Origin of the sequence: Egicoccus halophilus, assembly GCF_004300825.1 — a bacterium.
Taxonomy (GTDB): Bacteria; Actinomycetota; Nitriliruptoria; order Nitriliruptorales; family Nitriliruptoraceae; genus Egicoccus; species Egicoccus halophilus.
In genome coordinates, this window is record NZ_CP036250.1 from 637,319 (window position 1) to 662,079 (window position 24,761).

The following is a 24,761-nucleotide window of genomic DNA, read 5'->3' on the forward strand; positions in this document are numbered from 1 at the left end:
GTGGAATCTGTCCTGGACCTGGCGTGGCTGGTCGTCCTGCTGCCGTTCGCCTCGGCCGTGCTGACGGCGTTCTTCGGCCGGCTGATGCCGCTGCGCGGCAGCGAGTTCGGCATCGCCGCCGTCGGCATCGCGCTGGTGATCTCGCTGCTGATCGCCTGGGAGACCTTCTCCACCGGTGTCGGCGAACCGCTGGAGCGTGCCTTCGCGTGGTCGCCGCTCGGCGGCGGGTTCGTGCTCGAGCTGGGCATGCTCGTCGACGGCCTGACCTCCATGATGTTCGTGCTGGTCACCACGGTGTCGCTGCTGGTCCACGTCTACTCGCGCGAGTACATGGCGCACGAGCCGCGCTTCACCTACTTCTTCGCGATGCTGAGCCTGTTCACCTTCTCCATGCTGGTGCTGGTGATCGCCAACAACACGCTGCAGGCACTGCTGGGTTGGGAACTGGTCGGTCTGTGCAGCTTCCTGCTGATCGGCTTCTACTGGGAGGAGAAGTCCAACCAGGACGCGGCGAACAAGGCCTTCCTGGTCACCAAGTTCGGTGACGTCGGCCTGATCGTGGGCGTCATCGTGCTGTCGGTGCCCATGTTCACCCTCGCCGAGGGCGGCCAGGTCTTCAACATCCGCCTGCTCAACGAGGCGGCCGTGAACGGCGAGCTCGGGTCGGGCACGGTGGTGCTCGGCATGTTGATGATCTTCCTGGCCTGCATCTCGAAGTCGGGGCAGATGCCGCTGCACGTGTGGCTGCCCGACGCCATGGCCGGTCCGACCCCGGTGTCGGCCCTGATCCACGCTGCCACGATGGTGACCGCCGGCGTGTTCCTGCTCGCCCGCCTGTACCCGGTGCTGGCGCAGTCGGCGGTCGTGATGACCGTCATCGCCGTGGTCGGCATCGTCACGCTGTTCTTCGGGGGGCTGGTCGCGCTCGTCCAGGACGACATCAAGAAGGTGCTGGCCTACTCGACGGTGTCCCAGCTCGGGTACATGGTCGCTGCGCTCGGTGTGGGCGGCTACACCGCCGGCATCTTCCACCTGTTCACCCACGGGTTCTTCAAGGCGCTGCTCTTCCTCGGTTCGGGGTCGTTGATCCACGCGGTGCACAGCAACAACATGTCCGACATGGGCGGCATGCGGAAGTACATGCCGCACACGTTCTGGACCTTCATCGTCGGCTCGCTCGCGTTGGCCGGGTTCCCGATGACCGCCGGGTTCTTCTCCAAGGACGAGATCCTGGTGTCCGGACAGATCTGGGCCGGCAACGGCTTCGTCACCGGCGACCTCGTGTTCTGGGTCGGGCTCGCGGCGGCGTTCGTGACCACCTTCTACATGGCGCGTGCCTGCCTGCTGATCTTCGCCGGCGAGTTCCGTGGCGGCCACGACACCCACGGCGACCCGGACGTCCGGCACCAGGCGGCCGGGTCGGCCGGCGTCGACCCCGTGCTCGCCGGCCACGGCGTGACGGTGGACGCCGCCCACGCGCAGGACGACGACCGGGCCGCCGACGACGCCGTCACCGTGGTGGCCGGTGGCCACGCGCCTGCGGCCCAGGGCGCCGGTTCCCACGACGCCGGGCACGCCACGTCCGGGGACGCCGCGTCCGGGACCGCGACGTCCGGGACCGACCGGGACGCCTCCGACGCCGGGTCGCACGCGGTCGGTGCGGGTGTCGCCGCACACGGCGCCGGCTCGCACGCGATGGGCGGCGGGCACGGGACCGACGACCACGGCGCCCACGGCGCCCACGCCGAACCGCACGAGTCGGGCCTGCAGATGGTCCTCCCGCTGATCATCCTCGCCGTGCTCTCGCTCACGGTCGGCCTGATCGGCTCACCGCTGTGGACGGCCGAGAACAACTTCGAGACCTGGACCGCGACACCGGTCCTCGAGGAGGCCACCTATCCCTTCGTCGAGGGTGGCTACCACGACGACGAGGTCGACCACGCCGAAGCGGGCGCGGTCGGGACCCCGGGGGGGAGCACCGGTGCACTGCGCGGCGCGGGGGTCCTGGCCGCCGGGCCCGACGTGCTCGCGGCCGCCGAGGGGGCGCACCCGGAGGTCCTGCACGGGCCACCGTCGTGGCACCTCGACGTGCTCGGGCTCGCCCTGCTGGCGTTCCTGTCCGCGGTCGCGCTGGCCTGGAAGTTCTACGGGCAGGGGCAACCGGCCGAGGACCCGACGTTCAAGATGGGAGCGCTGACGAAGGTGCTGGTCGCCAAGTACGGCCTCGACACGTTCGGCTACCGCTACGTGGTCGTGCCGGTGCGTGACCAGCTCGCCGTCTGGGCCTCGCGCAGCAGCAACGAGGGTCTCGACCGCATCGTGGCCGGGGTGGGCGCCGCCACGCGGGCGGCCGCCACGTCGACCTACGAGGTCCTCGACCAGCGCGTCATCGACGGCGGCGTCAACGGCGCGGCCCTCAGCGCGGCGTGGTGGAGCGACCGCCTCAAGCGGCTGCAGTCGGGTGACGTGCAGCGCTACGCCGGCGCGATCGTCGCCGGCACGATCGTCCTGGTGCTCGCCTTCGCGGTGGCCCGGTAGTGACACCGGCCGCTCGCGGCCAGCAACGACAACGCAGATGGTGGGACCCGGGGGACCGGGAGGCGCGCTCGCTCCGGACGGAGCCGGCCAGGAGGGAACGACACGATGGACCCGCAGACCGCAGGTTGGGCACTGATCGTCGCCCTGTTCCTGCCCCTGGCCGGGGCAGGACTGCTGGCGCTGATGCCCGCCCGGTTGGACCGCGAGATCCGTTGGGCGGGGGTCGGGATCACCGCCGTCGCCTTCGCCCTCGTCGTCGCGATCACCGCGGCGTTCGACTTCGGCGCGTCCGGTGAGCTGCAGTTCCAGACCGATGTCAGCTGGATCGGCGCGATCAACGCCAACTTCCACGTCGCGCTCGACGGCATCAGCCTGCCGCTGTTCTTCCTGACCTATCTGCTGCCGCTGCTGTGTGCGATCTACACCACCCGCATCCTGCCCGCACCGGGACGCCCCAAGGCGTTCCTCGGCCTGATGCTGCTGCTGCAGACCGGGATGGCCGGCACGTTCGTCGCCTTCGACCTGATCCTGTTCTTCGTCTTCTGGGAGCTCGTGCTCGTCCCGATGTTCTTCCTGATCGGGATGTGGGGCGGTCCGCGCCGCGAGTACGCCAGCGTCAAGTTCTTCCTCTACACGCTGTTCGGCTCGATCTTCATGCTGGTCGCCTTCCTCGCGATCTATTTCCAGGGCGGGGCGACGACCTGGGACATCCAGGCGCTGTCCGCCGCGGGCGGCGTCGGCGGGGTCACCTTCCAGACGTGGGCGTTCGCCGGCATCTTCCTCGGCTTCGCCATCAAGGTGCCGATGTGGCCGTTCCACACCTGGCTCCCCGACGCGCACACCGAGGCGCCGACGGTCGGCTCGGTGCTGTTGGCCGGCGTGCTGCTGAAGATGGGCACCTACGGGTTCATCCGCATCGCCCTGCCGATCCTGCCCGAGGGTGCGATGCGTTTCGCCCCCATCATCGGGGTGCTGGCCGTCATCGGCATCATCTACGGCTCGCTGTGCTGCCTGGCCCAGACCGACGTCAAGCGACTCATCGCGTTCTCGTCGGTGGGGCACATGGGCTTCGTGATGCTGGGGATCGCCGCCATGAACGAGGCGGGCATCCAGGCCGCCCTGTTCGGCAACATCGCCCACGGGGTGGTGACCGGCATGCTGTTCTTCCTCGCCGGGTCCCTGCACGAGCGCTACCACACCCGCGAGATCGCCGAGATCGGCGGCGGCATGTTCACCAAGATCCCCCGCTACGGGGTGCTGCTGACCTACGTCGCGGTCGCGTCCCTGGGGCTGCCGGGTCTGGCCGGGTTCTGGGGAGAGTTCACCGCCATGTGGGCGGCGATCAGTCCCGGCGGCGGGCTCGCCGACACCTACGGCGGCCTCTACCTGGCGTTGGTCGTCGTCGCCGCCATCGGGACCGTGCTGACCGCCGGCTACTTCCTGTGGCTGCTGCAGCGCATGAACCTCGGTCGTCCCACCGCCCGCTGGGCCGACGAGCCGCTGCAGGACGTCATGCGGGTCGAGTGGGTGTCGTGGATGCCGCTGCTGGTGCTGATCCTGGCGCTGGGCGTCTACCCGCGCCTGGTGTTCGGGGTGCAGGACGCGGCGGTGAACAACCTGATGGGCTGGGTGCTCGGGGGCTGACAACGCCCCCGACACCGGTCGCCGGAGCGCCGGCGACGACCAACGAGACGGAAGCGAGCTCATGGCCATCGACTTCTTCGCGATCGCTCCCGAGATCGCGCTGACGGTCACGGCGCTGGTCGTGCTGGCGGCCGACCTCGCACTGCGCGGCGAGGCCAAGCAGCTGGTCAACCCGCTGGCGTCCCTCGGCACGCTCGTGGCGATCGGCTTCACGGTGGCGCTGTGGGGTCAGCAGCGCACCACCTTCGGCGGCACGTTCGTGGTCAACGAGTTCGCCCTGGTGTTCAAGCTGGTGTTCCTCGGCAGCCTGCTCGCGATCCTGGGCATCAGCTGGCGCTACTTCGCCGAGGGGCGCTACTTCCAGGGCGAGTACTACTTCCTGCTGCTGACCTCCTTCCTGGGCATGCTGCTGATGCCCTCGGCCCGCGACCTCATCCTGCTGTTCATCGCGCTCGAGACCGTGTCGGTCCCGGCGTTCGTGATGGCCGGGTTGCGCAAGCGGGACCTGTACAGCTCCGAGGCGGCGCTCAAGTTCTTCCTCATCGGGGTGTTGTCGGTCGCCCTGATGCTGTTCGGCATGTCGATGGTGTACGGCTTCACCGGCACCACGGCGTTGGCCGGCATCGCCGAGGCGATCGCCGGGGACGCCGAGCTCACCCCGCTGCTGCTCGCCTCCGTGATGCTCATCTTCGTCGGCTTCGCGTTCAAGATCTCCGCGGTCCCGTTCCACTTCTGGGCCCCCGACACCTACGCCGGTGCGCCGATGCCCGTCGCGGCGATGCTGGCCGTGGCCTCCAAGGCGGCCGGGTTCGCCGGCCTGCTCGTCATCGCCTTCGTCGCGTTCGAGCCGGTCGCCGACGTGTGGGCCCCGGTGCTCGGGGTGCTGGCGATCCTGACGATGACGATCGGCAACCTCGTCGCCCTGCAGCAGCGCGACCTGGTCCGGCTGCTCGCCTACTCCTCGGTGGCGCAGGCCGGCTACATGCTGATCCCGTTCGGGCTCGCCCGTCCCGGGGGTGCCGAGGTCAACGACGCCGCCGTGCAGGCGGTGGTCTTCTACCTGGTCGCCTATGCGGTGATGAACATCGGCGCGTTCGGCGTGGCCATCGCGGTCAACCGCCGCACCGGCCTGCGCTCGTTGGCCGACTACGCCGGTCTGGCGTCGCGCAGCCCGATGCTCGCCCTGGCGATGACGGTGTTCCTGCTCAGTCTCGGTGGCGCACCGCCGACCGTCGGGCTGTGGGCCAAGTTCGCCATCATCGAGGCCGCGCTGGTCGAGGTCAGCGTCTTCGGCATCGTGCTGATGGTGTTCCTGGCCATCAACTCGGTGATCGCGTTCTTCTACTACCTGCGCATCGTCAAGGCGATGTGGATGGACACGGCCCGCGAGGGTCTGCCCGTGCTCCAGCCCGGATTCCAGCTGTCGCTGGTGGTGCTCGTGCTCATGGCCGGCACCGTCCTGCTCGGCGTCCTGCCCGGCCTGGTCACCGACTACTCCGCCGTCACCGGTTTCCTCGCCGCCAACTGACCTCCGCTGCCGCGGCCTGCGGGTGGGCGGGCAGACGGGCGGGGGTGGCGGTGGCGAACGGTCGGCCACGGCGGTGGCGATGAGCAGCCCCTGCGCCGGAGGCACGAAGGTTTTCGGTGCGGGCAGTGTCCGTCGGCTGGTCGCCCGGATGCACCCTTCGTACCCTTTCGAACTCCGCCCCCCTTCACGAGAACGGATGAGATGTTCAAGAGCGCGAAGACGTTCGTCCTGCTGGCTGCCCTGTCCGGTCTGCTGCTGGTGATCGGCGCGATGCTCGACGGCGGCGGCGGCGGGTTCCTGACCATCATGCTGGTCGTCGCGATCGGCATGAACTTCTTCAGCTACTTCTACTCGGACAAGATGGCCATCAAGATGGCCAAGGCGCAGCCGATGGACGAGGCGCGCTATCCCGACGTGTACGCGATGGTGCGCAGCCTCTCGCAGCGGGCCGGTCAGCCGATGCCGCGGCTGTACGTCTCGCCCTCCCCGCAGCTCAACGCGTTCGCCACCGGCCGCAACCCGGACCACGCCGCCGTGTGCGTCAACGAGGGCCTCTACCGGGCGCTGACCCCCGAGGAGCTCGAGGGTGTCCTCGGTCACGAGCTGCAGCACGTCTACAACCGCGACATCCTCATCGGTTCGGTCGCGGCCATGATCGGGACCGCCATCACCTACCTGGCGCTGATGCTGCGCTGGATCCCGATCATGGGTGGCGGCAACGACCGCGAGGGTGGTGCGAACCCGCTGGCCATGATCGCCGCGTCGATCGTCGCCCCGATCGTCGCGATGGTCATCCAGGCCTCGATCACCCGGTCGCGTGAGTCGCTCGCCGACCACACCGGTGCCGAGTTGACCGGCAAGCCGCTGGCGCTGGCGAGCGCCCTCGCCAAGCTCGAGCGCGGCGCCAACGACCCGCAGCTGCTGCGGGCGGGCGGTACGAAGGCGGAGACCAATCCGGCGATGCAGCACCTCTACATCGCCGCTCCCTTCGGCGGCCGTGCCGCGGCGAAGCTGTTCTCCACGCACCCGCCGATCCCCGAGCGCATCGCCGCGCTCGAGGAGCAGGCCCGCCGCATGGGACAACTCGGTCCCGGCCAGTCGTTCCCGGCCGGCTGGCGTTGACCTCGCCGGCCGCGTCGACCCTCGCGGTCGGCCGGCGCGCGAGGCCACGAACGCCCGCCGCAGCGCTGCGGCGGGCGTTCGTCGTGGTGCTGCCGGCGTCGCGCGGTCAGCCCTCGCCCTCGACGGGAGCGGCCGGCGCCATCGCCTCGGCCTCGCGCTGGATCCAGCTCGTCAGCAGCGTCACCAGCACGAACACGATGGCGATCCCGAGCCCGGTCAGCCACGGCCCGCCGTCCTCGTAGGCCTGGCCGAGCGCGTAGCCGGCCCCCACCGCCGTCCCGAAGCCGGCGATCGAGCCGACGAGGTCCGCGAGCAGGTAGCGGCGGGTGGACACGTCGGAGGCCCCCGCGGCGGCGGCGAGCACGGTCGGTGGCACGGTGGCGATACGCCCGAGGATCGCGATCGCCGGTCCACGCTTGGCCAGGATGCGGTCGGCGAGCAGCAGCTTGTCGGCGGGGACCGCCCGGTGCAGCCAGGCCGGTCCGTCCCCGGTCCGCAGGGCGTCGCGGTAGAGCCGGCCGAGGGCGAAGAACGCCCACACGCCCACGACGAGGAACGGGAACACCGCCAGCCACAGCTCGAGCACGGTCACGTCCCCGAACCGCGCCCGGGCCCCGCCGAGCAGCAGCAGTTCCTTGCCCGGTCGCAGCGCCAGCAGCAGCAGGAAGCGTTCGCCCAGCATCACCGGGATCAGCGGCAGCATCGCGATCGGGATCACGAAACGCAGGACCGCCACGGCCAGCAGTGCGCGACGCAGTGGCACCCGGTCCTGCGGGACCGGGGCGGCCTCCGGCGGCACCGCGCTCACGAGGCACCCCGCCGTGCAGCCGGGGTGCGGCCGGGGGACGCCGCGCCGGTCCGGGGCGGTCGCGGTTGGCAGGTCTCGCAGGCGTACGCCCAGCGGCCGGCGATGTCCCACCGCCGGATCTCGGTCTCACAGCGGGGACAGCGGTCGGACTTGTACACGTGCGTCGCCTGTTCGCGGGTCAGTCTCGAGCGTGGCACCCCGACCTCGGCCGGGTCGACGGTGATGATCCGGTTCTCCTCGACCCCGGAACGCAGCCACGTCACCAGGGTCCGCCACATCGACTGCCACAGGTCCCGGTCGATGGCGTTGGCCGGGGTCTCGGGATGCACACCGTGGACGTGGAGGATCTCGGCCCGGTAGACGTTGCCGATGCCGGCCAGCACCGACTGGTCCATCAGGGCCTGGCCGATGCCGCTGCGTCGCCGCTGCAGCGCGGCGAAGGCCGCCTCGGGGTCGGCGTCGTCATGCAACGGGTCCGGGCCGAGACGGTCGGTCACGCGGTGCACCTCGTCGGCATCGAGCAGTTCGCACTGCGTCGCGCCGACCAGGTCCAGCGCCAACTCGTCACTCACCACCCGGTAGCGCACGGTCGGTCGCGGCTCGGGTGGTGGGACGTCGTGTCGGGAGAACGTGCCGTACAGGCCGAGGTGGATGTGCACCACCCGTTCGCCGTCGTAGCGGTGGAACAGGTGCTTGCCGTGGGCCTCGGCACCGAGGAACCGGCTGCCGTCGAGGAGGTGGGCCCCCCGGGCGAAACGTCCCTGGGGGGAGGAAACGGCGACCCGGTGGCCGCCGAGCCAGGCGCCGTGGTCACGCGCGAGGCGGTGGATGGTGTGACCCTCGGGCACGGGTTTCCTCGACGTGTGCGGGGCGGTCGACGGCGCTGCTGGCCTTCGGCGCTGCTCGCCTTCGGCGGCAGGGTACGTCGCCGACGCCGGAACCGAACGGCGAGCACGGAGGTCGGCCGTGCGCCTCAGCCCCGGGTCAACCCCTCGCGCAACGACCGGGCGGCGCCCTCCATGGTCGTCGCGTCACCGGGGGAGGGTGTCCAGGGCAGCACCAGCCCGTCGTCCTGGTACCGCGGGATCACGTGGACGTGCAGGTGGAACACCGTCTGGAACGCGGCCGCCCCGCTCGACTGCACGAGGTTGACCCCCGCGGCGCCGAGCCGGGCCACCGCCGCGCGGGCGAGCGCCTGCGCCGTCGTCGCGACCTCCCGCAGATCGTCGACCGCGACGTCGTGCAGGTCACGCGCGTGGGCTTTCGGCACGACCAGGGCATGCCCCCGGGTCGCCGGGGCGACGTCGAGGAAGGCCAGCGTCCGTGGTGTCTCGTGGACCACGCGGGCCGGAGCCTGCCCGGCCACGATGGCGCAGAAGATGCAGTCGGCCGCGTCCGTCGGGCCGTCCGTCACCCCGTCCGCCGTCGTGTTCGCCGTCACGTCCGCCGTCACGTCCGCCGTCACGTTCGTCGTCACATCCGCCTCCGGTGTCCGCCCCGGCCGCCGAGGTGACGTCCCCGCAGCAGCCACACGCCCGCGAACACGTACCAGACGTCGGCGACGGTGTTGAAGACCCGCTGCGCGACACCCGATCCCCAGCCGATCAGCCAGGTCTGGTCGGCGACGAACAGCGTCGCCGCCGCCCCGCCCAACACCCACGACCACGCGGCGAGTCGGGGGAGCGACGGGCGGACCCGCCAGCCGATCAACAGCGGCCCGAGCACGAGCAGCCCGTAGCCGAGGCTCGCGGCGATCGCGTGGCCGGTGTCGGTGACGCTGCTGCCGAACCCGGGGCAACCCTGCGTGCAGGGGAACAGCAGGATCAGGCCGGTGGCCGTCCCCGAACCGATCACCGCGGCCGGGCCGGCGAGGTCACGGAGGCCGGTCCCCGCCGGCGTCCGCCGGGGCAGGCAGCGGTGCAGCACCCAGCCGAAGGCGACCAGCGCGACGGCGCTGACCAGCAGACCCGACACCAGCAGCAGCCGCGGCCCGCGCGAGGCGCCGAGGTCGAACAGTTCGCTGATGGCCTGGTTCGCCGGGTCGTAGCCGGGCTCGAGGGCACCGGCCACGACCCACGCGGTCACGTACCAGCCCAGCGCGACGACGGCGCCGATGGTCGTCCACCGGTCACGGGTCGTCAGCGATCGGCCCGCGCCCGGCGGGGACGCGGTCGGGCTGCGCACGCTCATGCGACGGGTCCTCGGCTCGGTCGGTGCCGTCGCCCGCGGCCGCGCGTGCGGTGGCGGCGGCAGTGTCGCGTGCCGGGAGCCCGTCCGCTGAAGCGATCGAGCCTGGCGGCCGACCAGGTCCGTGATGTCCGGTTCCGGTGTCGTCACCGGGGCCTGCCCGTCCACTCTCGACGCGGATCGATCGACCCATGTCCCCGACCACCGTCCTGCGCCCCGTGCTGTGCCTCGTCCTGGCCGCCGCCCTGCTCGCCGTGCCCGGCGTCGGCGACGTCCCCGCCGAAGCCGCACGCGAGTCGTTCACCTGCCTGCCCACCAACGGGATGGTCAAGCCCAACCCGCCGGCGCAGGTCATGGGGGGCACGGTGGTGCTGCCCTACGGCGAACGCGTCAACATCGGCACGACCGGGGACGTCAACTGGGCACAGTCCCAGCTGCGGTCGGAGAGCCACCGGTTCTTCACCAGCCTGCGTTGGCTCGAGACCCTCGTGCGCGAGTACCGGCGGACCAACGACCCGGCCATCCTCGCGCGCGCCCGGGCGATCGTGCGCGACTTCGACCGGGACAACCCCGTCGGGCGTGGTCCGCGTCCGGTCGACACCTGGACGGCGATGTACACCGGGCAGCGCGCCACCGTGCTCGCCTGCCTCGACACCCTCGGACGGGACGCCGGTGTCGCCAACGTGCTCGCCGGACACGCGAGCTGGTTGACCGATCCGGCCAACGACCCCGGCGACTGGAACCAGGCGATCGATGCCTCGCTCGGGGTGCTCGCCGCCGGCTGCCGGCTCGACCGGGCCGACTGGCGGCGGTCGGCCACCGACCGCTTCTCGCGGCTGATCGAGGTCAACATCGATGCCGAGGGGGCGATCAACGAGCAGGCGCCCGGCTACGCGCGCTTCGTCCACGACCGGTGGGGGGTGGTGACCGACAAGCTGCGCGAGTGCCGCCAACCCGTGCCCACCGCGATCGCCGTGCGTCGACCGCTGCTGCTCGAGTTCGCGGCGTGGGCCACCCTCCCCGACGGGAACATGGTGCAGATCGGCGACACCTACCAGACCCCGCCCGGCAACGTCCCCGGCACCGCCACCGAGTTCGTCACCACCGCCGGCGCACGGGGAGTGGCGCCGCGTGGCACCTCCCGGATCTACCGCGAGTCCGGGTACGCGTTCGGTCGCAACACCTGGTCGCCGTTCGCCACCGGGATGCACTACAGCCTGCGTTTCGGCCCCGGCATGAACTTCCACGGGCACGAGGACCACCAGTCGGTCACGCTGTCGGCCTTCGGGCGTCCGGTCCTGGTCGACTCCGGTCACGTGGGCTACACCGAGCCGCAGCAGCGGGCGCACCTGCGTGCTCCGGAGGCGCACAACCTGTTGATCGTCCCCGGCGAAGCCTTCCGTGCCCGACGTCCGACGACGTTGGTGCGTGCCGAGCAGCGGGCTGCCTGGCAGTTCTACGAGGTCCGCGACGACGCCTACGGCGGGCGGACTCGCACACGCGGGGTGCTGGCCGACACCGCGCGCCAGTCGTTGCTGGTGCAGGACCGTGCCAGCCGTGCCCGGAGCGGGCCCTTCCAACAGTTGTGGCACCTGCCGCGCGGCAGCCGGGTCGAGATCACCAGCCGCAGTCGGGCCATCGCCCGCGATCCCAACGGTCGGCTCGAGACGCACATCCTGCAGATCCCGCTCGCCGGCGAGACGTTCGCCGCCGGCGCCACCAGCGTGGTCACCGGCCAGCGCACGCCGCTGCTGGGCTGGGTGGCACCCGCGGTGGACACCTGGCACCCCGCACCCGTGGTGCGCACGACGCGGTCGGGCACCTCGGTGCGGATGGTCACCGCGATCGTGCCGGTCACCCCGGGCACGCGGGTGTCGAGCACGGTGAGCCGCAGCGGCCAGCACTGGGAGGTCCGGATCACCGCCGGCGCCAGCGTCCGCCGCTACGGCATCTCGTCGGGCGGAGGCATGTGGGTCGTCGGCTGATCGGCGCGCCGTGGCGGTGGGCGTCCGGCGCCCACCGCCACCCGGCTCACTTGTAGTTGGCGAAGCGCAGCGGGGCGTCGTAGTCCTTCGAGCGGACCATCGCCTGGATCTCCTGCAGGTCGTCGCGCTTCTTGCCCGCGACGCGGACGTGGTCGCCCATGTTGGTCGGGGTGACCTTGAGCTTGGTCGCCTTGATGTCCTTGACGATGGTCTTGGCCAGGTCCGCCGGCAGCGTGTCGACCAGCGACACGTCGATGCGGCTGCGCCCCCCGGAGACGTCGCGCGGGTCGGCCACGTCGAGGGCCTTGAGCGAGACCTTGCGCCTGACGATCTTGTCGCGCAGCACCTCGAGGGCGGCCCGGGCGCGGTCCTCGGACACCGACTCGACGCGGATGCCCTCCTCGCCCGACCACTCGATGACCGTGTCGGTGTCCTTGAAGTCGAACCGGGTCGCCACCTCGCGGGCGGCCTGGTTGATGGCGTTGTCGACCTCCTGACGGTCGACGCCGGCCTCGATGTCGAAGCTGGACTCGGCCACGGCGGGCTCCTCGCGGACTCGGGGGCGTGGGCGGATCGGTCAGCCTACTGCCGCTGCGCCCGGGCGCCAGGGGCGTTGCCCGGGTCCCGCTTTGCCCCCGGGGCCCGCTCTGCGTACGCTTCGCGCCTGCCCGGCTCGCCGGGCGCCACGGTGGGATGCCCGAGTGGCCAAAGGGACCTGACTGTAAATCAGGCGGCTATGCCTTCGCAGGTTCAAATCCTGCTCCCACCACCGGCAGGCACAGCAGACCAGCACCATCTCGACGCACGGACGCACGTCGGGTTCGACGCGCCGGATGGTGCTGGCTACGCTGCGCCCCGCCAAGCCCGCCCTGGTAGCTCAGTCGGCAGAGCGCTTCCATGGTAAGGAAGAGGTCCGCGGTTCGATTCCGCGCCAGGGCTCTGGGTCCATCCGGACCCGGCATTCGGTGCCGCATCCACCCGGGTGCGAGTTGCCGGTGGACGCGACGCCATACGGCGGCGTAGCTCAGAGGTAGAGCAAGCGACTCATAATCGCTGTGTCGGTGGTTCGAGTCCACCCGCCGCTACGAACCGACCTGGCCCTTCGGAACACGCCCCGGTGGGCAGCCGAGGGGCCATCGTCGTAACCGGCACCGTCAAGCGCACCGCAACCGCACCAACAACCACGCCACGCTGCGGGCCGGATCCGCCGGCCGCCGAAGTCCCCACGAGGAGCACCTCCGATGGCCAAGGAGAAGTTCGAGCGGAACAAGCCGCACATGAACATCGGCACGATCGGTCACGTCGACCATGGGAAGACGACGTTGACGGCGGCGATCACGAATGTGCTGCACAAGCACAACCCGAATGTGCAGTCGATGGCGTTCGACGCGATCGACAAGGCGCCGGAGGAGCGTGAGCGCGGGATCACGATCAACGTGTCGCACGTGGAGTACGAGACGGATGCGCGTCACTATGCGCACGTGGATGCTCCGGGTCACGCGGACTACGTGAAGAACATGATCACGGGTGCGGCGCAGATGGATGGCGCGATCCTGGTGGTCAGTGCGGCGGATGGTCCGATGCCGCAGACGCGTGAGCACGTGTTGTTGGCGCGTCAGGTTGGTGTGCCGAAGTTGATCGTGGCGCTCAACAAGGTCGACATGGTCGATGACGAGGAGCTGCTCGAGCTGGTGGAGATGGAGGTTCGTGAGCTGTTGGACAGCTACGACTTCCCGGGTGACGACACGCCGGTGGTGCGGGTGTCGGCGTTGCGTGCGCTCGAGGGTGATGAGTCGTACGAGTCGTCGATCATGGAGTTGATGGGCGCGGTCGACGAGTACTTCGAGGAGCCGGAGCGGGCGCTGGACAAGCCGTTCATCATGCCGATCGAGGACGTGTTCTCGATCACGGGTCGTGGGACGGTGGTCACGGGTCGTATCGAGGGTGGCAAGGTCAACGTCGGTGACACGGTCGCGATCATCGGTCTGAAGGACACGACGACGACGACGGTGACCGGTGTGGAGATGTTCCGCAAGTTGCTCGACGAGGGCATGGCGGGCGACAACGTGGGTGTGCTTCTTCGTGGGACGAAGAAGGAGGACGTGGAGCGGGGTCAGGTGCTCGCGGCGCCGAACTCGATCACGCCGCACACGGACTTCGAGGCGCAGGTGTACATCCTCTCGAAGGAGGAGGGTGGCCGTCACACGCCGTTCTTCAACAACTACCGGCCGCAGTTCTACTTCCGGACGACGGATGTGACCGGTGCGGTCACGTTGCCCGATGGGGTGGAGATGGTGATGCCGGGTGACAACACCGAGATGACGGTGGAGTTGATCCAGCCGATCGCGATGGACGAGGGTCTGAAGTTCGCGATCCGTGAGGGTGGCCGCACGGTTGGTGCCGGTCGGGTCACCAACATCAACAAGTAGCTCCTCGCGACCGGGTCCCCGCTCGAGCAGCGGGGACCCGGTCGTGTCCTGCGCTCGCCGTCGCGCGCCGGGGGTCGTACCCTGTCGCGCAGCGCGTGTCCGCGCACCTGTTCCCCACCACCATCCCCGTCCTCTGGCGCTGGCCGAGGCAGGACGCACTCCACGCGGCCGCGACGGGGGAGGAGACACCACCATGCCGAAGAACGACAACCGTCCCAAGGTGACGCTCGCCTGCACCGAGTGCAAGGAGCGCAACTACATCACCTCCAAGCACCGCGTGAACCAGCGCGAGCGCATCGAACTGCGCAAGTTCTGTTCGCGCTGCCGCACGCACCAGGTGCACCGCGAGACCCGCTGAGTCTCGCCCCTGCTGTTTCGTCGACGACCCGCCACGAGGCCTGCGTGCCCGCCCGGCGGGTCGTCGTCGTTTTCCGGGTCGGCGCGTGCGCGCGGCCTAGGATCGTCGTCGTCGCCGGCTACGAGGGAGTGCATGGCGCTCAACACCGACAAGGCGGGGACCACCTATCCCCCCTACACCTACGAGGTGTCGCGGGAGAAGATCCACGAGTACGCGTCGGCGCTCGGCGAGTCCGACCCGCGCTATTTCAGTGCCGGTGACGACTGCGTCGCCCCCCCGACGTTCGCGGCGGCGTTCACCGTGACCAAGGGTGGGCGTGCGGCCTTCGCCGACCCGGAGCTCGGCGCGCACTGGACGTTGGTGCACGGTTCCCAGAGCTACGCCTTCGGCGAGCGACCCGTGCGCCCCGGGGACGTGCTCACCTGCACACCGCGGATCGCGGACATCTCGGTCCGCGGACGCAACGAGCTGATGACCATGGAGGTCGACTGCCGGTTCGCCGACGACGACACCCGCGCGGTGCTCTCGCGCGCGGTCATCGTGTTCCTCGGATCAGCGCCGGCGGCTGACGCCGGCGGCGACGGCTCGGCGCCGGCGGCTGACGCCGGCGGCGACGGATCAGCGCCGGCGGCCGACGAGGAGGGAGCGGCATGAACGTCGAGGTCGGGACCGAGCTCCCGGAGATCTCCCAGCGTGCCGAGCTGACCACCTCGGTCGCCTACGCCGCCGCGTCGGGGGACCTCAACCCCCTGCACTACGACCCGGACTTCGCCGCCGGCGTCAGTCCCACCGGAGGCATGATCGCGCACGGCATGTACGCCATGGGCCTCGCCTCACGGGTGCTGACCGCCTTCGCCGGCGGACCCGAGCGGGTCGCGGAGGTCAACGTGCGCTTCACGCGCCCCTGGCCGCTGCAGACCACCTCGACCTTCGGTGGCACCGTCACCAACGTCGACGGTGACGTGGCCACCGTGCAACTGTGGGGTCGCAACGACCGTGGTGAGCAGATCCTCAAGGGCGTCGGCCGCATCCGCGTCTGACGCGGCGCCTCGCCGACGGCGTGGGTGACGCCACCCCGGTCGGCGCCGCTCGGCTCGGCCCGTCGGTGGCCCCGGCGCGCGCCCCCGCAGCCGGTCCGGTTGTCGTCGGGCGGGTCGGCGGGTTACCCTCGTCGTGCTGCCTCCCGGTGAGGCAGCGTTCCCTTGTCGGGGACGGTGCGCTCACGCGTGTCCGTCCCGGACCCGGGAACGGACGGGAGTAGCTCAATTTGGTAGAGCACCGGTCTCCAAAACCGGCGGTTGGGGGTTCAAGTCCCTCCTCCCGTGCGACGCACTGACGCGATCCGCGACGGTGTGCCGTCCAGGCCACGCTCGCCCCACCAGTACGCCCGGTGGGGTGGTGGCCGCCGTAGGACGTGACGGGGCCCAACGTCCCCGTCGACGTCGCGTCCTCCCTCGCCCACCCGTTGCGGGCAGGAGTCCCACACATGAGTCGCGAGTCCAAGCGCAATGCCGACCGTGAGGAACGCCGCACGGCCGGCCAGGTCAGCGCTGCCGACGAGAGCTCGTCCAACGAGCGCACCTCACCGGGTCAGTTCCTCCGGGAGGTCCGCAGCGAGCTGCGCAAGGTCGCCTGGCCCAACCGCAAGGAGGTCGCCTCCTACACCATGGTGGTGCTGGTCGTGACCCTGGTCCTCGTCGCCATCGTGTGGGGCATGGACGAGGTGTTCCGTCGCGCCGTCATCAACACCCTGGGCTGAGAGGTAACCGTGCCCGACGAGACCACCACTTCCGACTTCGACCTCGAGGGCGAGACCGCCACGAACCGTGAGGAGCTCCCGCCGGTCGAGGCGCCCGACACCCCGCCCGACGCAGAGCTGCGCTCGGCCGGGCGTGGCGACAACCCGGACAACGTGCCGGCGTCCGGCGAGAGCCTGAGCGTGGCCGACGACCTGCCCGGCATCGCCGAGCCGGTGGCCACGCACGCGGACCTGGACACGGTGGCCGAGGCCGTCGTCGCCGTCGACGCCGAGCCCACCGGTGAGGACGCGGCCGAGCTCGAGCAGGTCGGCGCGACCGAGACCGCTCCGGGGACCACCGAGGACGCGGCCGGAACCGACGAGGACTCCCTCGCCGCCGACGACCTCGACGACCTGCTCGGGATCGCCGTGGGCGACGAGGACGTCGACGCGGGCGGCGAGCCCCTCGACGCCGTCGACGTGCCCACCGCCGATCCGTCGGACGCTGCCAGCGACGCCCCGGTGGAGGCCACCGGCGAGGCGACCGAGGACGAGCAGGCCGCAGCGCCGGTCCGCCGCGGTCGTCCCCGGTCGCTCGAGGACGTGCGCGACAAGAAGGAGCTCGGCCGCCTCCTGGGCGACTGGTACGTCGTGCACACCTACGCCGGCTACGAGCAGCGCGTCAAGGACAACCTGCACAGCCGCGTCGAGGCGCTCGAGGCCGAGGACCGCATCTACGAGGTGCACATCCCGACCGAAGAGGTCACCGAGTACAAGAAGGGCAAGAAGACCACGTCGCAGAAGAAGTTCCTGCCGGGCTACGTGCTCGTGCGCATGGAGATGGACGACGAGGTCTGGGGCATCGTCCGGCACACGCCGGCCGTCACCGGGTTCGTCGGGTCCCCCGGGACCCGGCCGGTGCCGCTGCCGTTGCGTGAGGTCGCCGACACCCTGAAGCTGCCCGACGAGTACGTCGAGGAAGTGGCGGCCGAGGAGGGCGCTGCGCCCGCGCAGCCCGAGAAGGTCGTGGCGGAGATCGACCTCGAGGTCGGCGAGACCGTCCGGGTCACCGGCGGGCCGTTCGCGGACTTCACCGGCACCATCGCCGAGATCAACCTCGACCAGGCCAAGCTCAAGGTGCTCGTCAGCGTCTTCGGGCGGGAGACCCCGCTCGAGCTGCCGTTCGACAACGTCGCCAAGCTGTAGCCCGCCGCCCGGGCGACGACCCCACCACACGTCGCGGCGCTCTGCGCCGCGCGAACCACCACCAGGCACCGCTGCAGGTGCACATCGACGTGGGAGGCCGCACTGCGGCCGCCGGACCACGCGAGGAGACAGACACATGGCGAAGAAGGTCGCAGGCTTCATCAAGCTGCAGATCCCGGCCGGCCAGGCCAACCCCGCCCCGCCGGTCGGTCCGGCGCTCGGTCAGCACTCCGTGAACATCATGGAGTTCTGCAAGGCGTTCAACGAGCGCACCCAGCCGATGATGGGCGACATCGTCCCGGTGGAGATCACGGTCTACGAGGACCGCTCCTTCACCTTCATCATGAAGACGCCGCCGGCGGCACAGCTGCTGCTCAAGGCCGCCGGGTTGCAGAGCGGCTCGGGTACGCCCAACACGGTCAAGGTCGGCAAGGTCAGTCGTGACCAGGTCCGCGAGATCGCGGAGAAGAAGATGCCCGACCTCAACGCGATCGACATCGACGGTGCCGTCAAGATCATCGAGGGCACGGCCCGTTCGATGGGCCTCAACGTCGAGGACTGACACCGCATGCCCCGGCGCCCCGGGCACCGGGGCACGGACGACCCTTCTACCGTGGGAGACGGACACGCGTCCGTCGTCTGACCACGAGGAGCGCACCACCTCATGGCCAAGCGAGGCAAGAAGTACCAGCAGGCGCTGTCGCGCATCGACGTCGAGCGTCTCTACGGTCCCAAGCAGGGCCTGAAGCTGCTCAAGGAGATCGACTCGTCGAGCTACGACGCGACGGTCGACTGCGCGTTCCGGCTCGGCATCGATCCGCGCAAGGCGGACCAGATGGTCCGCGGTGCGGTGTCGCTGCCGCACGGCATCGGCAAGTCGGTCCGCGTCGCGGTCGTCGCCGGTGGCGACAAGGCCGCCGAGGCCCGTGACGCCGGAGCCGACCACGTCGGCGCCGACGAGATCGTCGAGCAGCTCGCCAGCGGGGAACTGATCGACGAGATCGATTCCGTCATCGCGACGCCCGACATGATGGGCAAGCTCGGTCGCCTCGGGAAGGTGCTGGGTCCGCGTGGCCTGATGCCGAACCCGAAGTCGGGCACGGTCACCATGAACGTCGCCCAGGCCGTGCGCGAGATCAAGGCCGGCCGGATCGAGTACCGCTCGGACCGCAACGGCAACGTGCACGCCATCCTGGGCAAGGCGTCGTTCACGACCGAGCAGCTGGTGGAGAACTACGCCGCGCTGCTCGACGAGATCATGCGTCAACGCCCCTCGGCCGCCAAGGGCCGCTATCTGCAGACCGTGGCGGTCTCGACCTCCTCGAGCCCCAGTGTCCCGCTCGACCCGGCCAAGTCCCGGGACCTGCTCGAGGACGACGAGGCCTGACGAACCCCCTTCCGGTGCCGACGCGTCCGGGTGACCGCCGCCAGCGGTCGTCGCCCGGACGCGTCCGGCGCCGGACCGCCGGCACGGCGCACCTGGCGTTGGCCAGGTCGCGAGCGAGCCGGTACGCTCACTCCCACTTCAAGCCGAAGACCGCCGGATGCCCCGTTTCGGGCCGAAGGTCACGGCGACGCCAGCAACCACGAGCGTCCCGTGCGTCCCGCGCAGGTGGAAGTCGCGACCCGGAGGCGCCACGAGGCGCACCGGCTCCGTCTCCCCCTTGCGCGGTGCGCCAGGGGGATCGTTCGTTTCGCGGGCGTTGGCGTGGCACCTCGGACCTCGACGGCGCCGGTGGAACCAACCCCCCCGACGGAGGAACCCGTGCCCCGTCCCGACAAGGTCGCCGTGGTCGACGAGGTCCGTGAGGGCCTGTCGAACGCTGCAGCGACCCTGCTGACCCACTACCGCGGCCTGTCCGTGACCGAGCTGGCCCAACTGCGCGCGAAGCTGCGCGAGGCCAACGCGGACATGCGGGTCGCCAAGAACACCCTCGCCCGTCGTGCTGCGGCCGACGCCGGCATCGAGGGTCTCGAGGAGATGCTGACCGGTCCGACCGGCCTGGTGTTCTGCCAGGAGGACCCGGTGGGTCCGGCCAAGGCGCTGCGCGACTTCGCCAAGGACCACCCGGAGCTCGTCATCCGTGGTGGCTACCTCGACGGTGCCGTGCTGTCCGAGGCGGACGCGACCAAGCTCGCCGACCTCGAGAGCCGAGAGGAGCTGCTCGCCAAGCTCGCCGGCCTGATGTACGGCGCGCTGGCGAACACCGCCCGACTGCTGCAGGCGCCGCTGTCCCAGCAGGCCCGTCTGGTGCAGGCCCTGATCGATGCCGGTGGCTATGCGGGTGCTCCCGCCGACGCCTCCGACACCGAGGAGGCGTCCGCCACCGAGACGGCGCCCGCCGACGACACGCCGGCCACCGAGGACGCCGAGGCGACCGCGGACGCGCCGAGTGCCGAGACCGCCGACGACGCGCCGGCCACCGAGGACGCCGAGGCGACCGCGGACGCGCCGAGTGCCGAGACCGCCGACGACGCGCCGGCCACCGAGGACGCCGAGGCGACCGCGGACGCGCCGAGTGACGACGAGGCCTGAGCCACCACGCACCTGACCGGCCCGGCCGGTCGCACGTTCTCCCAGACCAGACCACAGCAAGAGGAACCACCACCATGGCCAAGCTGACCACCGACGAGCTCATCGACGCCTTCAAGGAGCTCACGCTCATGGAGCTGAGCGAGCTCGTCAAGAAGTTCGAGGACACCTTCGAGGTCACCGCTGCTGCGCCGGTCGCCGTCGCCGCCGCCGGTGGCGCCGCCGGTGGCGAGGCTGCGGCCGAGGAGGAGAAGGACTCCTTCGACGTCGTGCTGACCGCCGCGGGCGAGAAGAAGATCCAGGTCATCAAGGAGGTCCGCGGCCTCACGAGCCTGGGCCTCAAGGAGGCCAAGGAGCTCGTCGAGGGTGCGCCCAAGGCGATCCTCGAGGGGGTCGACAAGGACACCGCGAACGACGCCAAGGACAAGCTCGAGGGCGCCGGCGCCTCGGTCGAGCTCAAGTAGGCACCACGCCGCGGTGTCCGGTGCGCCCCAGCGGCGCACCGACACCTCGTACCGCCGCTGGGCAAGCCCCGGCGGCGGTGGCGTTTCGTCGGCGGTACGGGCCGGAAACCTCCGGTCCCGCCGCCGACGGGCCGTCGTCGAACGCGCACCGACCCGCGGTGCGTGCGGAACGCGCGCGCGCTCGCGGTTGACGGGACGCGTCGTCCGGGCCTACACTGCCCGGCTGCCGTGTGCCCTGCGTTTTGCCCCGTGCGCGATCGCGTTCGAGGCGCCGCCTGCTGACCGAGGTCCTCGCCATCTCCCACGTCGTCCCGCCGCGTCTGCTGGCGTGGACGAATCGTGCCCGTGGCAGGTCGGTCCCTGGCGTCGTCGTCGACGGCGACGCGCGGAGCACCGCACGTTCGACACCCGGGAGGGGGGCCGCCCGACGAGCTGCTCGTCGATGCCCCCCGACGTGACCCCACCACCGTTGAAGGCGGGCCGGCGCCCCACCTTCAGCCGCGCTTCGCGCAGCGCACTCCAGCGCACACGCGCCATCCACCGGCGTCCCGTCCCCGCCGGGACGCACCGACCACCACGCCAGGGAGGTCCCTGTTGGCTGGCACCGCCGTCAACTCGCGTCTCAGCTTCGCGAAGATCCGTGAGGCGCTTCCCATCGAGGAACTCGACCTCGTCGCCATCCAGCGACTGTCGTTCGAGTGGCTCATCGACCAGGGCCTCGGCGAGATCTTCGACGAGATCTCGCCGATCGAAGACAGCCAGGGCAAGATGGCGCTGTCCTTCCTCAACCACCGGTTCGAGGACCCGAAGTACTCCGTCGAGGAGTGCAAGGAGAAGGACTACACCTACGCCGCGCCGCTGTTCGTCACCGCCGAGTTCCTGAACAAGGAAGACGGCACCATCAAGTCCCAGACGGTCTTCATGGGGGACTTCCCCGTGATGAGCGACAAGGGCACGTTCATCGTCAACGGCACCGAGCGGGTCGTCGTCTCGCAGTTGGTGCGCTCGCCCGGCGTGTACTTCGACGCCTCGGTGGACAAGACCACCGGCCGTGACGTCTACGGCTGCAAGGTCATCCCCGCCCGCGGTGCCTGGCTCGAGTTCGAGGTCGACAAGCGCGATCTCGTGGCCGTGCGCGTCGACCGCAAGCGCAAGCAGCCGATCAGCGTCTTCTACCGCGCCCTCAAGGCGTTCGCGTGGAACGACGAGGACGGCCGCTACGAGCTCGCCCCCACCGACGTGCTCACCACCGAGGTCCCCGACGACGAGATCCTCGACTTCTTCGGCGGCGCGGAGTCCATCGCGCTGACCCTGGAGAAGGACAACACCGGCCGCACGCCGGCGCAGGCACTCGAGGAGATCTACCGCAAGCTGCGTCCGGGCGAGCCGCCCAACGCCGAGCAGGCCGGTCAGCTGCTGCTGGGCATGTTCTTCCAGAACAAGAAGTACGACCTCGCCCGCGTCGGCCGCTACAAGATCTCCGGTCTCGAGGCGGACGCCGAGGGCCACGTCAAGCACGGCAAGCTCACCGACGAGTTCGACGCGTTGGGCTTCGGTCGGCGTGAGGACCACGTCCTCACCCGTGAGGACTGCCTCGCGACGATGTCCTACCTCGTCAAGCTGCACGCCGGCGAGAGCGGCTACGACGTCGACGACATCGACCACTTCGGGAACCGTCGTCTGCGCAGTGTCGGCGAGCTGATCCAGAACCAGGTCCGCATCGGTCTGTCGCGGATGGAGCGTGTCGTCCGTGAGCGGATGACCACGCAGGACCTCGAGGCGATCACGCCGCAGACCCTGATCAACATCCGTCCGGTCGTCTCGGCGATCCGGGAGTTCTTCGGCACCTCGCAGCTGTCGCAGTTCATGGACCAGACCAACCCGCTGGCCGGCCTGACGCACAAGCGGCGTCTGTCCGCGCTCGGCCCCGGTGGTCTGTCGCGTGAGCGCGCCGGCTTCGAGGTCCGCGACGTCCACCCGTCGCACTACGGGCGCATGTGCCCGATCGAGACGCCGGAGGGCCCGAACATCGGCCTGATCGGGTCGTTGGCCTCGTACGCCCGTATCAACGAGTACGGCTTCGTCGAGACCCCCTACCGCAAGGTGCTCGAGGGCTCGGTCACCGACGAGATCGAGTACCTCACGGCCGACGAGGAGGACCGCTACGTCGTCGCCCAGGCCAACGCGCCGGTCGACGAGGCGGCGAAGTCCTTCGTCAACGACCTCGTGCTCGTGCGCGCCAAGGGCGGCGAGGTCCGTGAGGTCCCGCCGGTCAACGTCGACTACATGGACGTCTCGCCGCGCCAGACCGTGTCCATCTCGGCGGCGCTGATCCCGTTCCTCGAGCACGACGACGCCAACCGCGCCCTCATGGGCGCCAACATGCAGCGGCAGGCCGTGCCGCTGCTGCGGGCCGAGTCGCCGTTCATCGGCACCGGGATCGAGGGCAAGTCCGCCAAGGACGCCGGCGACGTGGTCGTCGCGCGTCGGGGCGGACAGATCGTCGAGGTCGCGGCCGACCACGTGGTCGTACGCACCGACGACGACCAGATCGACCGGTACTACCTGACCAAGTTCCAGCGTTCCAACCAGGGCTCGTGCATCAACCAGAAGCCCCTGGTCACCGAGGGACAGCGCATCGAGGTGGGCGAACCGCTCGCCGACGGTCCGTCGACCTCGGACGGCGAGCTGGCGCTGGGCCGCAACCTGCTGGTCGGCTTCATGTCCTGGGAGGGCTACAACTTCGAGGACGCGATCATCCTCTCCGAGCGGCTCGTGCGGGAGGACGTGCTCACGTCCATCCACATCGAGAAGCTCGAGGTCGATGCCCGCGAGACCAAGCTCGGTCCCGAGGAGATCACCCGCGACATCCCCAACGTGTCCGAGGAGGTGCTCGCCAACCTCGACGAGGAGGGCATCATCCGCATCGGCGCGGAGGTGCAGCCCGGTGACATCCTCGTCGGCAAGGTCACCCCGAAGGGGGAGACCGAGCTGACGCCCGAGGAGCGGCTGCTGCGCGCGATCTTCGGCGAGAAGGCCCGCGAGGTCCGTGACACCTCCCTGAAGGTGCCCCACGGTGACCGCGGCATCGTCATCGGCGTCCAGCGCTTCAGCCGGGCCGACGGCGACGAGCTGCCCCCGGGCGTCAACGACATGGTCCGCGTCTACGTCGCGACCAAGCGCAAGATCTCCGAGGGCGACAAGCTCGCCGGACGCCACGGCAACAAGGGCGTCATCTCGAAGATCCTGCCGGTCGAGGACATGCCCTTCCTCGAGGACGGCACGCCGCTGGACATCGTGCTCAACCCGCTCGGCGTCCCCTCGCGCATGAACATCGGTCAGGTGCTCGAGACCCACCTCGGGTGGGCCGCGGCCAACGGCTGGCAGTTCGAGACCGCCCCCGACTGGTTCGAGCGTGTCGACTGGGACGCGCAGCTGGCCGACGTCGAGGGTCCCGTCCGCCTCGCCACCCCGGTGTTCGATGGGTGCCAGGAGGACGAGCTGACCGACCTGCTCGCCAACGTCCGTACCACCGACGACGGCGTGCGCCTCGTCGGCATCGACGGCAAGGCGACCGTCTACGACGGCCGCACCGGGCAGGCCCTCGATGCGCCGGTCACCGTGGGCTACATGTACGTGCTCAAGCTGCACCACCTCGTCGACGACAAGATCCACGCGCGTTCCACCGGGCCGTACTCGATGATCACCCAGCAGCCGCTGGGCGGGAAGGCGCAGTTCGGTGGTCAGCGCTTCGGGGAGATGGAGGTGTGGGCCCTGGAGGCCTACGGCGCCTCCTACGCCCTGCAGGAGCTGCTGACGATCAAGTCCGACGACACCGTGGGGCGCGTCAAGGTCTACGAGGCGATCGTCAAGGGCGAGAACGTCCCCGAGCCGGGCATCCCCGAGTCCTTCAAGGTGCTCATCAAGGAGATGCAGGCGCTGGCCCTCAACGTCGAGGTGCTCAACGCCACCGGTCAGGAGATCGAGCTCCGGGAGTCCGAGGACGACGCCTTCCGGGCGGCCGAGGCGCTGGGCATCGATCTCTCACGTCCCGAGCGTCCGACTGCCGAAGGCTGATCGCGCTTCCCGCCGGTCGCCGGCGCCCCAGACACTGCTCCAGACTCCACTCTGCTCGCTTCGCATCGCATTCAGAGTCGTCTGGATCAGCGCCATGGGTCGCCGGCACCCGGCTCGCACCATCCACATTGCACATTGTTCTGC

The 24,761-nt window shown here is 70.2% G+C and carries 21 protein-coding genes and 4 tRNA genes; 20 read left to right on the forward strand and 5 right to left on the reverse strand.

The window, feature by feature from the left end:
* The 4 genes from ELR47_RS02960 to ELR47_RS02975 all read left to right on the forward strand — a co-directional run bounded on the left by ELR47_RS02960 (position 1) and on the right by ELR47_RS02975 (position 6,832).
* On the forward strand, positions 1–2,538 hold the full coding sequence (locus ELR47_RS02960) for an NADH-quinone oxidoreductase subunit 5 family protein (RefSeq protein ID WP_165403809.1): 2,538 nt from the start codon (positions 1–3) through the stop codon (positions 2,536–2,538).
* Between the two features lie 105 nt (positions 2,539–2,643).
* Positions 2,644–4,182: a complex I subunit 4 family protein gene (locus ELR47_RS02965; RefSeq protein WP_130648531.1), complete on the forward strand. Its 1,539-nt coding sequence runs from the start codon at positions 2,644–2,646 to the stop codon at positions 4,180–4,182.
* A gap of 61 nt (positions 4,183–4,243) precedes the next feature.
* Positions 4,244–5,710 carry an NADH-quinone oxidoreductase subunit N gene (locus ELR47_RS02970; RefSeq protein ID WP_130648532.1) on the forward strand — a complete coding sequence of 489 codons (1,467 nt, stop codon included), beginning with the start codon at positions 4,244–4,246 and terminating at the stop codon, positions 5,708–5,710.
* A 201-nt stretch (positions 5,711–5,911) separates the two neighbouring features.
* Entirely contained in the window at positions 5,912–6,832 is a 921-nt protein-coding gene (locus tag ELR47_RS02975; protein ID WP_130648533.1) for a M48 family metalloprotease, read from the forward strand.
* Positions 6,833–6,938: 106 nt separating this feature from the next.
* Here the strand turns inward: ELR47_RS02975 and ELR47_RS02980 are convergent, their stop codons facing one another.
* From ELR47_RS02980 to ELR47_RS02995, 4 genes are all read right to left on the reverse strand, one after another.
* Positions 6,939–7,640 carry a DedA family protein gene (locus ELR47_RS02980; protein WP_130648534.1) on the reverse strand — a complete coding sequence of 234 codons (702 nt, stop codon included), beginning with the start codon at positions 7,638–7,640 and terminating at the stop codon, positions 6,939–6,941.
* The gene (locus tag ELR47_RS02985; protein WP_130648535.1) at positions 7,637–8,488 is read right to left on the reverse strand and encodes an Fpg/Nei family DNA glycosylase; all 852 of its coding nucleotides are present in this window, start codon (positions 8,486–8,488) and stop codon (positions 7,637–7,639) included. The genes ELR47_RS02980 and ELR47_RS02985 overlap by 4 nt, the downstream gene beginning before the upstream one ends.
* 125 nt (positions 8,489–8,613) lie before the next feature.
* On the reverse strand, positions 8,614–9,081 hold the full coding sequence (locus ELR47_RS02990) for an HIT family protein (RefSeq protein WP_205745414.1): 468 nt from the start codon (positions 9,079–9,081) through the stop codon (positions 8,614–8,616).
* A 32-nt stretch (positions 9,082–9,113) separates the two neighbouring features.
* On the reverse strand, positions 9,114–9,830 hold the full coding sequence (locus tag ELR47_RS02995; RefSeq protein WP_130648536.1) for a DUF998 domain-containing protein: 717 nt from the start codon (positions 9,828–9,830) through the stop codon (positions 9,114–9,116).
* A gap of 188 nt (positions 9,831–10,018) precedes the next feature.
* Here ELR47_RS02995 and ELR47_RS03000 point away from each other — a divergent pair, with 188 nt between their 5' ends.
* Positions 10,019–11,812: a heparinase II/III domain-containing protein gene (locus tag ELR47_RS03000; protein ID WP_130648537.1), complete on the forward strand. Its 1,794-nt coding sequence runs from the start codon at positions 10,019–10,021 to the stop codon at positions 11,810–11,812.
* A gap of 46 nt (positions 11,813–11,858) precedes the next feature.
* Here the strand turns inward: ELR47_RS03000 and ELR47_RS03005 are convergent, their stop codons facing one another.
* Positions 11,859–12,350 carry a YajQ family cyclic di-GMP-binding protein gene (locus ELR47_RS03005; RefSeq protein ID WP_130648538.1) on the reverse strand — a complete coding sequence of 164 codons (492 nt, stop codon included), beginning with the start codon at positions 12,348–12,350 and terminating at the stop codon, positions 11,859–11,861.
* 149 nt (positions 12,351–12,499) lie between these two features.
* Here ELR47_RS03005 and ELR47_RS03010 point away from each other — a divergent pair.
* The 15 genes from ELR47_RS03010 to rpoB all read left to right on the forward strand — a co-directional run bounded on the left by ELR47_RS03010 (position 12,500) and on the right by rpoB (position 24,617).
* Positions 12,500–12,581 (forward strand) — tRNA-Tyr (locus ELR47_RS03010).
* A 97-nt stretch (positions 12,582–12,678) separates the two neighbouring features.
* Positions 12,679–12,751 (forward strand) — tRNA-Thr (locus ELR47_RS03015).
* A 74-nt stretch (positions 12,752–12,825) separates the two neighbouring features.
* Positions 12,826–12,897: transfer RNA gene (locus ELR47_RS03020), tRNA-Met, on the forward strand.
* 156 nt (positions 12,898–13,053) lie between these two features.
* A complete protein-coding gene (gene tuf / locus ELR47_RS03025) occupies positions 13,054–14,241 on the forward strand; it encodes an elongation factor Tu (protein WP_130648539.1) in 1,188 nt (395 codons plus the stop codon).
* Positions 14,242–14,434: 193 nt separating this feature from the next.
* Positions 14,435–14,599, forward strand: a complete 165-nt coding sequence (rpmG, locus tag ELR47_RS03030; RefSeq protein WP_130648540.1) for a 50S ribosomal protein L33 — start codon at positions 14,435–14,437, stop codon at positions 14,597–14,599.
* A 132-nt stretch (positions 14,600–14,731) separates the two neighbouring features.
* The gene (locus tag ELR47_RS03035; RefSeq protein WP_130648541.1) at positions 14,732–15,253 is read left to right on the forward strand and encodes an FAS1-like dehydratase domain-containing protein; all 522 of its coding nucleotides are present in this window, start codon (positions 14,732–14,734) and stop codon (positions 15,251–15,253) included.
* The gene (locus ELR47_RS03040) at positions 15,250–15,639 is read left to right on the forward strand and encodes a MaoC/PaaZ C-terminal domain-containing protein (protein ID WP_130648542.1); all 390 of its coding nucleotides are present in this window, start codon (positions 15,250–15,252) and stop codon (positions 15,637–15,639) included. The genes ELR47_RS03035 and ELR47_RS03040 overlap by 4 nt, the downstream gene beginning before the upstream one ends.
* A gap of 211 nt (positions 15,640–15,850) precedes the next feature.
* Positions 15,851–15,924, forward strand: a tRNA-Trp gene (locus ELR47_RS03045).
* A 161-nt stretch (positions 15,925–16,085) separates the two neighbouring features.
* Positions 16,086–16,358: a preprotein translocase subunit SecE gene (gene secE / locus ELR47_RS03050; RefSeq protein ID WP_130648543.1), complete on the forward strand. Its 273-nt coding sequence runs from the start codon at positions 16,086–16,088 to the stop codon at positions 16,356–16,358.
* 9 nt (positions 16,359–16,367) lie between these two features.
* A complete protein-coding gene (gene nusG, locus ELR47_RS18795; protein ID WP_130648544.1) occupies positions 16,368–17,543 on the forward strand; it encodes a transcription termination/antitermination protein NusG in 1,176 nt (391 codons plus the stop codon).
* A gap of 136 nt (positions 17,544–17,679) precedes the next feature.
* Positions 17,680–18,105 (forward strand): 50S ribosomal protein L11, encoded by a 426-nt coding sequence (gene rplK / locus ELR47_RS03060; RefSeq protein ID WP_130648545.1) that lies wholly within the window; start codon positions 17,680–17,682, stop codon positions 18,103–18,105.
* A gap of 102 nt (positions 18,106–18,207) precedes the next feature.
* On the forward strand, positions 18,208–18,930 hold the full coding sequence (rplA, locus tag ELR47_RS03065) for a 50S ribosomal protein L1 (RefSeq protein WP_130648546.1): 723 nt from the start codon (positions 18,208–18,210) through the stop codon (positions 18,928–18,930).
* 378 nt (positions 18,931–19,308) lie between these two features.
* Entirely contained in the window at positions 19,309–20,079 is a 771-nt protein-coding gene (gene rplJ / locus ELR47_RS19055; protein WP_130648547.1) for a 50S ribosomal protein L10, read from the forward strand.
* A 74-nt stretch (positions 20,080–20,153) separates the two neighbouring features.
* On the forward strand, positions 20,154–20,540 hold the full coding sequence (rplL, locus tag ELR47_RS03075) for a 50S ribosomal protein L7/L12 (RefSeq protein WP_130648548.1): 387 nt from the start codon (positions 20,154–20,156) through the stop codon (positions 20,538–20,540).
* Positions 20,541–21,134: 594 nt separating this feature from the next.
* Positions 21,135–24,617: a DNA-directed RNA polymerase subunit beta gene (gene rpoB / locus ELR47_RS03080; RefSeq protein WP_130648549.1), complete on the forward strand. Its 3,483-nt coding sequence runs from the start codon at positions 21,135–21,137 to the stop codon at positions 24,615–24,617.
* Positions 24,618–24,761: the final 144 nt, after the last annotated feature.